The organism is Nonomuraea sp. NPDC003707 (assembly GCF_053587055.1).
In genome coordinates this window covers 54,967-67,761 of record NZ_JBSFNK010000041.1, presented here as the reverse complement: position 1 = coordinate 67,761, position 12,795 = coordinate 54,967, and the positions used below count along the sequence as shown (strand labels likewise).

At 71.5% G+C, this 12,795-nt stretch carries 13 protein-coding genes; 3 read left to right on the top strand and 10 right to left on the bottom strand.

What is annotated here, in order from left to right; genetic code table 11:
• Positions 1-4: 4 nt before the first annotated feature.
• The 3 genes from ACWDRB_RS56555 to ACWDRB_RS56545 are packed head-to-tail and all read right to left on the bottom strand — an operon-like array spanning position 5 to position 3,601.
• The gene (locus tag ACWDRB_RS56555) at positions 5-1,315 is read right to left on the bottom strand and encodes an MFS transporter (RefSeq protein ID WP_449909259.1); all 1,311 of its coding nucleotides are present in this window, start codon (positions 1,313-1,315) and stop codon (positions 5-7) included.
• A gap of 10 nt (positions 1,316-1,325) precedes the next feature.
• Positions 1,326-2,843 (bottom strand): acyl-CoA synthetase, encoded by a 1,518-nt coding sequence (locus tag ACWDRB_RS56550; protein WP_449909256.1) that lies wholly within the window; start codon positions 2,841-2,843, stop codon positions 1,326-1,328.
• Positions 2,840-3,601 carry an enoyl-CoA hydratase/isomerase family protein gene (locus tag ACWDRB_RS56545; protein WP_449909253.1) on the bottom strand — a complete coding sequence of 254 codons (762 nt, stop codon included), beginning with the start codon at positions 3,599-3,601 and terminating at the stop codon, positions 2,840-2,842. Before ACWDRB_RS56545 ends, ACWDRB_RS56550 begins: the two co-directional genes overlap by 4 nt.
• Before the next feature lie 112 nt (positions 3,602-3,713).
• On the opposite strand from ACWDRB_RS56545, the gene ACWDRB_RS56540 reads away from it, so the two are divergent.
• Positions 3,714-4,607, top strand: a complete 894-nt coding sequence (locus ACWDRB_RS56540) for a LysR substrate-binding domain-containing protein (protein WP_397367773.1) — start codon at positions 3,714-3,716, stop codon at positions 4,605-4,607.
• A gap of 24 nt (positions 4,608-4,631) precedes the next feature.
• Here ACWDRB_RS56540 and ACWDRB_RS56535 read toward each other — a convergent pair whose 3' ends face one another.
• A complete protein-coding gene (locus tag ACWDRB_RS56535; RefSeq protein WP_449909250.1) occupies positions 4,632-5,567 on the bottom strand; it encodes a cupin domain-containing protein in 936 nt (311 codons plus the stop codon).
• Positions 5,568-5,649: 82 nt separating this feature from the next.
• On the opposite strand from ACWDRB_RS56535, the gene ACWDRB_RS56530 reads away from it, so the two are divergent.
• Positions 5,650-6,486, top strand: coding sequence for an NAD(P)H-binding protein (locus ACWDRB_RS56530; protein ID WP_449909248.1), 837 nt, complete (start codon positions 5,650-5,652; stop codon positions 6,484-6,486).
• Between the two features lie 236 nt (positions 6,487-6,722).
• Positions 6,723-7,091 (top strand): hypothetical protein, encoded by a 369-nt coding sequence (locus ACWDRB_RS56525; protein WP_449909247.1) that lies wholly within the window; start codon positions 6,723-6,725, stop codon positions 7,089-7,091.
• Between the two features lie 97 nt (positions 7,092-7,188).
• Here ACWDRB_RS56525 and ACWDRB_RS56520 read toward each other — a convergent pair whose 3' ends face one another.
• The 6 genes from ACWDRB_RS56520 to ACWDRB_RS56495 form a co-directional block, all read right to left on the bottom strand.
• Entirely contained in the window at positions 7,189-7,398 is a 210-nt protein-coding gene (locus ACWDRB_RS56520) for a hypothetical protein (protein ID WP_449909245.1), read from the bottom strand.
• A 60-nt stretch (positions 7,399-7,458) separates the two neighbouring features.
• A complete protein-coding gene (locus tag ACWDRB_RS56515; RefSeq protein WP_449909243.1) occupies positions 7,459-9,012 on the bottom strand; it encodes an amidohydrolase family protein in 1,554 nt (517 codons plus the stop codon).
• 125 nt (positions 9,013-9,137) lie between these two features.
• The gene (locus tag ACWDRB_RS56510; RefSeq protein ID WP_449909241.1) at positions 9,138-9,731 is read right to left on the bottom strand and encodes a response regulator; all 594 of its coding nucleotides are present in this window, start codon (positions 9,729-9,731) and stop codon (positions 9,138-9,140) included.
• A complete protein-coding gene (locus ACWDRB_RS56505; protein WP_449909239.1) occupies positions 9,728-10,930 on the bottom strand; it encodes a sensor histidine kinase in 1,203 nt (400 codons plus the stop codon). The genes ACWDRB_RS56510 and ACWDRB_RS56505 overlap by 4 nt, the downstream gene beginning before the upstream one ends.
• 8 nt (positions 10,931-10,938) lie before the next feature.
• Positions 10,939-11,661, bottom strand: coding sequence for an ABC transporter permease (locus ACWDRB_RS56500; RefSeq protein WP_449909237.1), 723 nt, complete (start codon positions 11,659-11,661; stop codon positions 10,939-10,941).
• Positions 11,658-12,557: an ABC transporter ATP-binding protein gene (locus ACWDRB_RS56495; protein ID WP_449909234.1), complete on the bottom strand. Its 900-nt coding sequence runs from the start codon at positions 12,555-12,557 to the stop codon at positions 11,658-11,660. The genes ACWDRB_RS56500 and ACWDRB_RS56495 overlap by 4 nt, the downstream gene beginning before the upstream one ends.
• Positions 12,558-12,795 lie beyond the last annotated feature (238 nt).

Below are 12,795 nucleotides of genomic sequence, written 5' to 3'. Positions count from 1 at the left end.
CCGGTCAGGCCCCGCTGGTGACCTCGTCCACACCCCGGTCCAGCCGCAGGCCGCGGGTCTCCCTGAACGAGGTCAGCACCACCACCAGCGACACGGCCGCGAGCCCCACCATGTAGTAGGCGGGCGCGACGGCGCTGCCCGTCGCGGAGACCAGCCCCGTCGCCGCGAACGGGGCGGTGCCGCCGAACAGCACGTACGCCGCCGTGTACCCGATGGCCGAGCCGCTCGCCCGCACCTTCGCGGGGAACATCTCCACCAGCGCGGGCACGTTGGAGGTGCCGATCACCGCCACGAGCATCGCCAGCACCGACGTGCCGACCATCGCCCCGGCCAGGCTCGACCCCATCAGCCAGAACGCCGGCAGCGGCAGCAGCACGAAGCCCGCGCACGCGACGACGAGCATGGGCCGGCGGCCGAACCGGTCGCTGGCCGCCGCCGCGAACAGGCAGGCCACGCTGTAGGCGAGCATCGAGACCACGTTCGTGAGCTGGGCCTGGCTCTTGGTGTAGCCGAGCTCCTCCGACATGTACGCGATCATGTAGCTGCTCATCAGGTAGTACCCGACGGCGTTCGTGATGCTGTAGCCGAAGAGCGTGGCGATCTGGCGACCGCAGCGGCGCACGGCCTCGCGCAGCGGCGCCGGCTCGACCGCGTCGTGCTGCTGCAGCGACCGGAACACGGGCGTGTCCTCGACCTTGGACCGCAGGTAGAGGCCGATGAGCCCGAGCGGCGCCGCCAGCAGGAACGGGATGCGCCAGCCCCAGCTCTGCAGCGCCTCGGTCGTGACCGTCGAGGTGATCAGGAAGCCGACGCCGGAGCCCGCCACGCTGGCCAGGCCCACGGTCACCGGCACGGCGGCGGCGAAGCGGGCCCGCCGCCCCTCCGGCGCGTACTCCACGATGAACGCCGACGCCCCGGTGTATTCGCCGCCGGTCGAGAACCCCTGGGCGCAGCGCAGCAGGAACAGCAGGATCGGCGCGGCCATGCCCCAGGAGGCGTAGGTGGGCAGGATGCCGATGAGGAACGTGGCGCCGCTCATCGTCAGGATGGTCAGCGCCAGCATCCTGTTGCGGCCGAGGCGGTCGCCGTACCTGCCGAAGAAGGCGGCCCCGAGCGGGCGGGCGACGAACCCGCCCGCGAAGATCGCCCAGGTGGCGAGCAGCGCGGCCGTCGTGTCGTAGTCGGGGAAGAACAGCTTGGCGATCGTCGCGGACATCACCGCGTACGCCGCCGAGTCGAACCATTCGACGAAGTTGCCGATGGCGGAGGCCAGGGTGACCTTGCGCCGGACGTCCGTGGAGGCGTGGGGGGTCATTGCTTGCTCCCTATTTCTGGTGACGGAGTCGGAGCTGGGCGCGCTGGATCTTCCCGGTCGCCGACCGGGGCAGCTCGTCCACGAACTCGATCTCCCTGGGGTAGGCGAAGCGCGAGTGCGTGGTCTTGGCGAACTCGCGGATCTGCCGTGCCAGCTCCTCGCCCGGCAGGTGGCCGGGCGCCGGCCGGACCCACGCCTTGACGGCCTGGCCGCGTACGGGGTCGGGCACCCCGGCCACGCCCACGTCCGCGACGGCGGGATGGGCGCGCAGCGCCTCCTCGATCTCGTCGGGGCCAACGCGGTAGCCGGAGGTCTTGATCACGTCGTCGACGCGGCCGAGGAACCAGTAGTAGCCGTCCTCGTCCACCCGCGCGTGGTCCTTGGTGTGGAACCACTCGCCGCCGAACACCTCCCGGGAGGGCCCGGGGCGGTTCCAGTAGCCGAGCGGGAACTGCGGGTTGCTCCGCGCCCGCAGGCAGATCTCGCCGACCTCGCCCGCCGGGACCGGCCGCTCGTGCTCGTCGAGGAGCGCCACGTCCCAGCCGGGCAGCGGCCGCCCCATGGACCCCTCCTTGACCGGGACGCCGGGGAAGTTCCCGATCAGCGGGTACGACTCCGTGGAGCCGTAGTAGTCGAGCAGCGTGACCCCGAACTGGTCGCGGAACCAGCCGATCAGGTCGGCGGTGAGCGGCTCGTTGGCGCAGCAGATCGTACGGAACCGCTGCGGGTGACGGCGGCCCGCGTCTGGCAGTTGCTCGCGCATCTTGCGCAGGAACGTGGGGTTGACCAGGCCGGTCGTGACGCCGTTGCGCGCCATGCTGGCCAGCAGCCCCTCCGGGTCGAACCCGGCCGCCGGCCGGTAGACCAGATGCGTCGCGCCCGCCCTGAGCGGGCCCATGAGCTTGGCCATCGACCAGGCCCACTCTCCCGCGCCGTAGAAGACGTCGCCGGGACGCAGGTCATGGCAGTGCCGGAACTCGTTGTGGCCGAGCAGCGTGCGGTGCGCGTGCACGATGCCCTTGGCGGGACCGGTCGTGCCGGAGGTGTAGAAGATCAGCGCGGGGTCGTCGGCGGCGGTGTCGGCGTCCTCGAACTCCGGCGTCAGCAGGCCGATCGCCGGGTCGTCCACGTCGACCACGGTCCCGCCGTACCCGCTCGCCCGCCGGATCGCGCCCGCCTCGGTGACCAGCACGGACGCGCCCGAGTCGGCGAGCCGGTAGGCGATCTGGTCGTCGGCCCAGAGCAGGGACATGGTCACGAGCACGGCGCCGGTACGCAGCACGCCCAGGTACGTCGCCGGGGTGTCGGTGCGCTGGGGGAGCATGACCGCGACCCGGTCGCCGGGGCGGACGCCGAGGCCGTGCAGGCAGGCGGCCACCTGGCGGGAGCGGTCCTGCACGGCGCCCCAGCGGACCTCCTCGCGTGCTCCCGTGTGATCCTCGAAGATCAGCGCCAGGTTCTCGCGGGGGTGGCGGTCGGCCACGTCCACGGCCATGTTGTAGCGTCCGGGAACGCTCCACTCGGTCACTTGGCGCGTCCCTTCAGAAAACGGGCCATCTCCCGCTGGGGCTCGCCCGAGGCGTACGCGGCGGCGTGCACCTGCTTGGCGGCCGCGACCGAGTCGGCCAGGGCGTCCCGCTCCAGCTCCCTGAGCCGCCCCTTCGTCAGCGCCACCGCGCCGGAGGGCAGCGCGGCCAGCTCCTTGGCCTGCGCCACGGCGGCGGCCGGCACGTCGTTCTCCGCCACGAGCCTGGTCAGCAGGCCGAGCCGCTCCGCCTCCGCCCCGTACACCAGGCGTCCGGTCAGCGCGAACTCGATGGTCTTCGCGCGGCCGAGCACGCCCCACATGGCCCAGATGCCGGTGATGCTCGGGATGCCCGACAGCACCTCCGGCTGGCCCATCCGGGTGCCCGCGTGGCCGATGCGCAGGTCGGCCAGCAGCGCGAACTGGAACCCCGACCCGGCCGCCACCCCGTTCACCGCGGCCACGACCGGCTTGTCCAGGTCGAGCACCGCCCGGTAGAGCCGGTCGAAGCCGTCGATCCAGGCGTCGGAGGCGGCGTGGTCGTCGGGGTCGATCCCGGCCGTCTCACCCAGGTCCTGACCGGCGCAGAAAGCGCGCCCCGCCCCCGTGAGGACGACGGCGCCCACCTCCGGGTCGGCGCCCGCCGCGCGCAGCAGCTCGATCAGCCGCTCCCGCATCCCGGCGGTCCAGGCGTTCAGCTTCTCCGGGCGGTTCAAGGTGATCACCGCGACGGGTCCGTCACGGTCCAGCAGCACACTCACTAGCGTCCCTCCGCAGCTCAACGGGCTTGTCGGGGATATAACCAGGTCCTGCGGGGCGCTGGCCAACATCAATGTGGACTCTTGGCGATATCAGAGCGATATGGTCGGGGTGATGGAGCTACGCCACCTGCGGTATTTCGTCATGGTCGCCGAGGAGCTGCACTTCGGCCGGGCCGCGGAGCGGCTGCACATGGCGCAGCCGCCGCTGTCCCAGCGCATCCGCGACCTGGAGCGGGAGCTGGGCGTCCGGCTGTTCGACCGCAACCCGCACCGCGTCTCGCTCACCGAGGCCGGCGCGCTGCTGCTCGAGCACGCGCGCGGGGTGCTGGAGCGGGCGGACGCGGCCCGCGAGGCCATGCGCCGCATCCGCCCGGGCGACTCGGGCGTGCTCCGGGCCGGGGTGCCGCCGGACACGACGCCGATGGCGCTCAGGACGCTGGTGGCCACGTTCGCCGAGCGCGTTCCCGACGTGCTGCTGGAGCTGCACGAGCTGACCACCGCCAGCCAGCTCGCCAAGCTGCGCGCGGAGGAGCTCGACGTGGGCCTCGTCCGGCATCCCTGCGACACGGTGGGGCTGGAGTCGAGCGAGGTCGTCCACCGGCGCCTCGGCGTGGTGCTGCCCGCCGGCCACCGCGCGGCCGGTCAGGAGGTGGTACGCCTGCGCTCGCTCGACGGGTCACCGCTGGTGATCTTCCCCCGGGAGATGGCGCCTCAGCTCTACGACCACGTGCTGGAGGCGTGCCGGGACAACGGGTTCCTGCCCGGCGCGATCAGGCACGCCAGAAACCCCCACTTCGTGCACGGCCTCGTCATGTCGGGGCTGGGGGCGCACCTCAACGAGGAGCCGTACGACGAGTTGCCCGCCGGGCTGGTGTGGCGGCCCATCGACGAACCCCGGCTGACCTGGTCGACCTCGGCGGTGTGGCTGCCGGTGCAGGGCGGCGAGGTCGCCACCGCCTTCGCCGGCGCGGCCCTCGCGGGGCTGCGCGAGGTCGGCCATGCCTGATGCCGCGGTCCGCGACGCCGGAGGTCAGCGCGCCTGGCGGCGCCAGGCCGAAGGGCTGAGGGCGCGGGCGCGCTTGAACGCCACGCTGAAGGCGAAGGCGTCCTCGTACCCGACCTGCCGGGCCACGGTGGCGACGGTCGCCTCGGTGTCACGGAGCAGGTCCGCCGCCAGGGCCATGCGCCAGCCGGTGAGGTAGGTGAGCGGGGGCTCGCCGACAAGGCTGGTGAAGCGCGCGGCGAAGGCGGCGCGGGACATGCCGACCTTGGCGGCCAGCTCGGCGACCGTCCACCGGTGGGCGGGGTCCTCGTGCAGCAGACGCAGTACGTCCCCGATCGCGGGGTCGGCCAGCGCCCGATGCCAGGCGGGCAGGGCCGGATCCGGCCTGGCGCACCATGCGCGCAACGCCAGCACGAGCACCAGATCGAGCAGGCGGTCGAGGATGGCGTCCTGGCCGGGTTCGTCGCAGGCGATCTCGGTGGCCAGCAGCTCCAGCGCCGCTCGGGTCCGCGGCCCGGCGGGCACGACCGCCAGCGGCGGGAGCATGTCCAGCAGGCGGTCGCCCACGTCGCCGCGGAGTTCGTACGCGCCCCGGATCATGACCGTGGCCCCGGGCAGGCCGTCACCGTAGGTGCGGGGCGCCAGGCTCCGGTGAGCCGCCGCCTGGTCGCCGCCGACGGCGTACTTCTGCTGTCCCTGAATCACCACCTGGGGTGGGGTGGAGGGGCTGTCGGCGATCGTGTAGCGGCTCGTGGCGCTGATGAGGGCGATGTCACCGGCGGCGAGATGTACGGGGGCGACGTCCTCGCCGAGCCGGACCGACGCGTGGCCGCCGAGCGTGGCCACGACCGTGAGCGGGGGAGCGTCGGCGAAGCCCAGCGACCACGGCGGCCGCTGGACCAGCTTCCTGACCAGCGCGTTCCTGGCGCGGGCCCGGTGCAGCAGATCGCTCAGGACATCCATGCCCATCACGGTAGACGATCACAAAGGTATCCCGGATGTTCTCCCATGGATCGTCTTCGCGTTGTGGAGTTCCCTTGGGGGAATGACGAACATCCTCATCCTGGGCGGCAACGGCAAGACCGGCCGCCGCATCGTCCGGCGTCTGCGGAGCGCCGGCCATCCGGTACGGGCGGTGGCCCGTACCACCGGCGACCTCCCCTTCGACCTGGGCGATCCGACGACGTGGGCGCCCGCGCTCGACAGCGTCACCGCCGCCTACCTCATGGAGCCGGACCTGCGGGGGAGCGTCGACCACCGCGCGCGCATCCCCAGGTTCGTGGCCGAGGCGGTCGCGTCGGGGGTGCGGCGGCTGGTGCTGCTGTCGGCCTACGGCGTCGGCGAGGCCGGCGACAGCCATCCCCTCAAGCCCGCCGAGCAGGCCGTGCGCGACTCCGGCGTCGGCTGGACCATCCTGCGGCCGGACTGGTTCGCGCAGAACTTCAGTGAGAGCTTCTGGCGGCAGGGGGTTCTCGCCGGGGAGCTGGTCCTGCCCGCCGGTGACGGAGGTACGCCGTTCGTCGACGCCGAGGACATCGCCGAGGTCGCCGCGGCCGCGCTCACCGAGGACCGCCACGGCGGCCGGACCTACCAGCTGACCGGACCGCGGGCGATCAACTTCGGCGAGGCGGCGGACCTCATCGGCAAGGCCACCGGTCGTACGATCCGTCACGTCGACGTCGAGCCCGAGGTCTTCGTCGAGCGTCAGGTCGCCAATGGCGTCCCCGCCGACGTCGCCCGGCTGCTCACCGGCCTCTTCGTGGCCGTCCGCGACGGCCGGGGCTCGCCGGTCTCGGACGGCGTGGAACGGGCCCTCGGCCGGCCGCCGAGGTCGTTCGAGGACTACGTCGTCGAGACCGCCGCCGCCGGCCACTGGGACTGACCACCGAGGGCTGCCGGATGTGCCGCGTCCGCCGGGCAGGAAGCGACGGGCGCAGAGCGGGACCAGCTTCGGCCTGCGGCGCTGTGGATCCACGGACGCGCGCCCGTTCGTGCGACCTGAGCGACCTCGCCGCCCGCGATGCTAGGGTCCGGCCATGGATCACGAGCGATCAACGGGGCCGACCGGCTTCACGTAGTCCGCCAGGAGATACCTGGCGGTGCTACCAAGGGAGCCCCATGTCCCGCACCGCCCATCACCTTGACCGCCCGATTCCCGCTGGAGGTGATCGGCGGGGAGACCCGTGGCGATCGGTGACGATAGTCGATCTCCGTTACAGCGCCGCGTGCCTGCGCGAGGCAGAACGAGCCGGCCATCGAGCACGCCCGGCCCCCGTCCGCCGCAGGGTCGACGTCTACTCCTGGGCCAGGGCCGATCGTCGGGACCGGTCGGTGGCGCAATGGGCCAAGATCGAAGAGCGCCGGGCGCGCCAGCGTCTGCGTCTCCAGCTCGAGGCGATCCGCCAGAGCGCGAATGCCGCCGAGGCTGTCGACGATCTCGAGGTCCACCCTGTCCGACACCGTCGCAACGCCATCTGGCTGTACTGACCGGGGGACACCGATACGGCCTACCGGCGGCACCCCGAGCGTCTCGGTGACGGCTGTGCCGCCGGTACCGGCTGATAGCCGGCCCTCTGGAGCCGGCTCAGCTCAGCGTTTGGAAGCTGCCGACGATCAACCGGTCGATCGCGGTCTTGGACCGGGCTGGGGTCTGGCTGTCGGGTGCGGCCGGCCGCTTGGCCCAGGCGAGTACGGCGAGTGCGACGTGGCCGCGGTCGCGACACCAGGCCGGCCAGGACAAGATCGTCGCGCGGCGGGCGTTCCAGGTGTTGACCGCCGCGCCGCGCCGCGCCACACGGCTTCCAGGGCCTCGCCGATCTCGTCGTCGCCCACCGCCGCGAGCGGGCGGTGCAGGTCAGACGCCGTGGCAGACGCATGCCGGTAGCGACACGGCAGTGGCCCCCGGGTCCTTGGCCGCGGCCTCGACGTCCGCCAGGATCTTCTCTCGCTCTTCGCGCATGATGAGGCGACCGCGGGTCACCACGGCATGGATCGCGCGTGTGTTGCGGATGTCGGCGAGCGGATCGGCGTCCAGCACGACCAGGTCGGCCACCTTCCCCGGCGCGATGGTGCCCACGGTGTCGGCGCGGCCGAGGTAGCGGGCGGCGTCACGGGTCATGCTCTGGAGTGCGGCAATCGGGCTCAGCCCCGCTCGTACCAGCAGGGACAGTTCGTCGTGGACGCTGAAGCCGGGGAAGACGTACGGGTTGTAGCAGTCGGTGCCACCGATGACGCCCACACCGGCCCGGTGCGCTTGACCGACCATCCGCATCAGGGCGTGGAAGAACCTCCGTTGCTGCGTGACCTGCTCGGGCGTGACAGGTGCGATCTGTTTGAGGTGATCCGCCCACGCCGCCTGGTCCCAGGCCGGGATGTACCTCAGCCGCGGATCGTTCGCGTAGGTGGCCGCGGGTTGGCTGACCACATGCAGAACCGACAACGTGGGCGACTGCCATGTGCCGTTGCGTTTGAGGAGGCCGAAGAGCGCACGCGCCTTGTTCGGGTCGAAGCTCTCCACGGCTACCCGCTCCAAGTCGCGCACGAGATTGTACCACACCCGCGGCGCGGCGGGATCGATCGGTGTGTCCGCCATGCGACGGCGGAACTCCTCCTCCCTGCTGGAGGTCGACAACGTGATCCCCAGCAGGTGCTCGAAGCTGCGCTGCCCGCCGTCGCTGGCCTCCGGCACCGACAGCAGGTACGGAATGTGGCCCGCGACCTGTAACCCCTGCCTGCGGGCCTCGTCGACGACGATCGGGAAAGTGTCGCGGCCGAGATACGAGTAGATCTTGATGAAGTCGGCTCCCTCGGCCTTGGCCGCGCGGACCGCCTGCCTGGCGTCGGCCTCGGTGCTCACCCGCGTCGGGAGGGGCCCGAGCAGCGAGGCTGGACCGTCGATGATGTTGCTGGCCAACACCATGCGAGGACCGAGCAAGTCGTCGCGTTCGATCCGGTCACGCACCGCGTGCAGCGCGGGGAAGCCCCACATTTCCCTGATGCCGGTGACGCCATTGGCGACGAACAGGGGAGGCGCGATCCGCTCTTGCCCGCTCCCGTGCGCGTGCATGTCCCATAGCCCGGGGATGACGAACTTCCCGTGCAGGTCCACGACTCGTGCACCCTGATGTGCCGACACTCCGACGTCGGGGCCCACCCAGGTGATCCATCCGCCGGCGATCACTACGCTGGCGCCGTGTAATGGTCTGGCCCCCGTGCCGTCGATCACGGTGGCCCGCCGCAGCACGGTGACCGCTGCGCGCTCGGCATGGGCGGCCGAGGTCGGGAACGTGGGCAAGGTGCTGCCCGCCGCCGCGGCGCCCACACCGGCCAGTGAAAGCCCGCGCAGGAAATCGCGACGACTTCTCTTTGAGCTTGGCACATTGTACACCGTTCTCCCCTTCTTTCTCACGGGTTGTCAGCTCACAACCGGGTGCGCCGGTTATCGCGAGGGTGAACCTTCAAGACGATCAGGAGGGCTCTCCACGATGCCGCCCGCCGGACGCCGGCGGACCCGACGAATCAGCTGGTCGCCGATTACAGCCAGCCGCGGGACTCGGCCACGTGGACGGCCTCGGCGCGGTTGCGGGCTTCGGTCTTGCCGATGGCCGAGGACAGGTAGTTGCGTACGGTGCCGTCGGTGAGGAACAGCCGGCGGGCGATGTCGGCCACGGTGGAGCCGTCGGAGGCGGCGCGTAGCACTTCGGCCTCCCGCTGGGTCAGGGGGCTCGGGCCGACGGTCAGGGCCGTGACGGCCAGTTTGGGGTCGAGCACTCGCTCACCCGCCAGCACCCGTCGCACGGCCGCCGTCAGCTCCGTGACCGGAGCGTCCTTCACCACGAATCCGGCCACGCCGGCGTCCAGTGCCCTGTCCAGGTAGCCGGGCCTGCCGAAGGTGGTCACGATGATCACCTTTCGGTCGCGCAGGCGTGCGGCGACCTCCAGCCCCGACAGGCCCGGCATCTCGATGTCGAGCAGGATGACGTCGGGGTCGTGCTCTGCCACCGCGGCCACGACCTCGTCGCCGCGCCCCACCTCGGCGACCACCTCGATGTCGTCCTCCAGCCCGAGCAGCGCAGCCAGACCTCCCCGGACCAGGTCCTGGTCATCCGCGATCAGCACCCGGATCATGACGCGTCAGCCAGCGGGACACGGGCGTAGAGACGGTAGCCGCCGTCGGCCGGTCTGCCGACCTCCAGCAGTCCGCCGGCCTGCGCGACCCGCTCGGCCAGTCCGGTCAGCCCGTTGCCCTCGCGCTGTCCGGAAAGCTCCGCCCGGTCCGCGCCCGGGCCGGTGGCCCTGCTCGGCGTCGATGTGGCGACCGTCCGCTCGCCGGTCGTGATGCCGGCACGGATCCCGCCGACCGGTGATCCGTCATCGTGGACCTCGACGCTGGCCGTTCCCGCGTCCACGCGCAAGTCCATCCAGCAGTGCCGGGCCCGGCTGTGGCGCAGCACGTTGGTCGCGGCCTCCCGTACGACCCACGCGAGCAGGGTTTCGGTAGCGGCGGGAATGGGCCCGTCGGCGGGGGAGACCTTGAGCTCGATGCCGGCCAGCCGCAGCTCGCGCGCTGCCTTGTCCAGTTCCTCCGACAGCGCCGGCGCGCGATAGCCGGCGACCGCGTGCCGTACCTCGTCCAGTGCCTGGCGGGCGACCTGTTCCATGTCGGTCATCTCGCGTGCCGCCCGCTCTGGGTCGGTACGGGTCAGCCGGGCGGCGAGTTGGCTCCTGATGATGATCGAGGTCAGCGTGTGACCCAGGATGTCGTGCAGGTCCCTGGCGAAGCGCAGCCGTTCGTTCTCCACCGCCAGCTGCGCCACCTCGGCGCGGGCCGCGTCCAGCCGGGCCAGCAGCATCCCCATCCGCTTGATGCTGTCCACCGCGGCCGCCTGCGCCGCGATGGCGACCGGCACCCACCAGATCCCCCCGAACGAGATCCCGTGCGTCCTCAGCGCGACCACCTCCACGCCCGCGGTCACCGCCGTCGCGACGGCGAACGCGACACCCTCCAGCGAGGTGGCCAGCGCGCTGACAACGAACACGAACGAGACGTACGCCCAGGGCGGCCCGAGCACCGGAAGCAGGGCCAGCGTCGCGACGATCAGCCCGGCCACGGCAGGCAGCAGCGACCTCCAACCGCTGAACATCCGCCACATGACGGTCACCCAGCAGGCCGCGAACACCGCCACCGCCCCGAACGCCCACACCACCCGCCCGACCCTCGGCTCCGACTCCAGCAGCGACCAGAGCGGCCAGCCCAGCAACAGCAGCCACGCCAGGGCCCCGGCCCGGACCGCCCGGCGGCCCCGGCCGAATTCCCTCGGCGCCATGCCCACCTTCACAGAGCCCGACGGTAGCGCCAGACGGCCAGCGCGGCGAACAGCAGGGTCCAGGCGGCCAGCACGCCGACCGCTGTCCCGGTGGGCCACTCGCCCTCCAGCGCCTGCCAGCCGAGCGAACCCGCCTGATAGGCCGGGCTGTATTCGGCCAGCACCCGCATGCCCTCGGGCATCAGCTGTATGGGCAGCCACAGCCCGCCCAGGATGGACAGGCCGAAGTAGACCGCCATCATGGCCAGGTTCGCGGCCTGTCCCTTGAGCGTGTAGCCGAAGGCGATGCCCAGGGCGGCGAAGGGCATGACACCCAGCCAGATCAACACCACCAGGGTCGGCCAGGTCCACAACGGCAGGCGTACCCCGGCGAACAGCGCGCCCGCGGCCAGGACGACGACGATGCTCGGCAGCACTCCGGTCGCCCCGCTGACCAGCTTGGCCACCACATAGCCGTTCGCCGGCAGCGGCGTGACCGCGAGCTGCCGCGCCCAGCCCTTGCTGCGCTCCAGCGCGATGGCCCCGCCGATGAACAGCGCGCCGCCCATCGAGCCGTACGTGGCCATCGACACCATGGTGGCGGCGGCGAAGTCACCCTGCTGCTCCTGCGGCACCACGTTCAGCACCTTGGTCCACAGCAGGTAGAGAGCCACCGGGAAGCCGGTCAGCAGGACCAGCCCGGCGGGGTTCCGGAAACCGCGCCGCAGCTCCAGGCTCAGGTACGACCTCATCGCTCCTGCCCTCCCGTCAGGCTCACGAAGGCGCTCTCCAGATCAGTGCTCTCCGTGCGTACGTCCCTGACGTCGTCGAACTCGTCGGACGTCGCGAGCAGGGCGCGCAAGGTGGCGTCGGAGTCGCCTGTACGCAGGGCGACCGTGCGTCCCTCGATGCGCACCTGGCGAACGGCGGGCAGCCCTTCGAACCGGCTCATCTCGGCGCTGTCGGTACTGAAGCGGATCTCCGTACCGCCGACCAGGGATTTGATGGCTTCGACCGGTCCGTCCGCCACGATCTTGCCGTCCGCCAGCAGCACGATCCGGTCGGCGTAGTCGTCGGCCTCGGTGAGGTAATGGGTGGCGAACACCACCGTGCGGCCCTCCGCTGTCCGGGCGCGTACCTCTTGCCAGAGGGCGCGGCGGCTCTCCACGTCCAGGCCCACGGTGGGTTCGTCGAGGACGAGCAACTTCGGATCCCCGGCCAGCGCCAGAGCGAACCGTACCCGTTGCTGCTGTCCACCGGACAGCCGTCCGACCCGCCGCCCGGCGAGCTCCTGTACGCCCGCAGCGTGCATCACCCGCTCGACCGGCATCGGGTGCGGGTACATCCCGGCCACCGCGGCCACCAGCTCCGCCACCCGCACGTCGTCCAGCAGCCCGGCATCCTGCAGCAACGCTCCGACTTCGCCTTTCTGGAGGGCCTCGGTGGGCGGACGACCGAACACCCTGGCCGTTCCCTTGTCGGGAGGGAGGAGTCCCAGGGCGATGGACAGCATGGTTGTCTTGCCCGCCCCGTTGGGTCCCAGCACGGCGACCGTCTGCCCTTGTTCCACGTCCAGATCCACACCGTCGAGCGCGACGGTGGTGCCGTAACGCCTGCTCACAGCCTTGAGTTCCAGCGCGATTCCCATGCGTTCAGCATGAGCGAGGCAGGGGCGCGGCCATAGTGCCGTGCGTCAGCCAGCCCCATGTGACAAACGTCAGGTTCCGCAGACTGCCGGTCTGCCCCGATTCCACGTCATGCCGCCTGGGCCGGTCCGTCCAGACGGGGGCAGGGCGCGCGTCCCCCTGCGCAGAACGAATCTACATTGTAAAGGCGTCGGACGCGGGCAAACCTCCCCGAGCAAGAAAACACCCCACTCAAGCGCA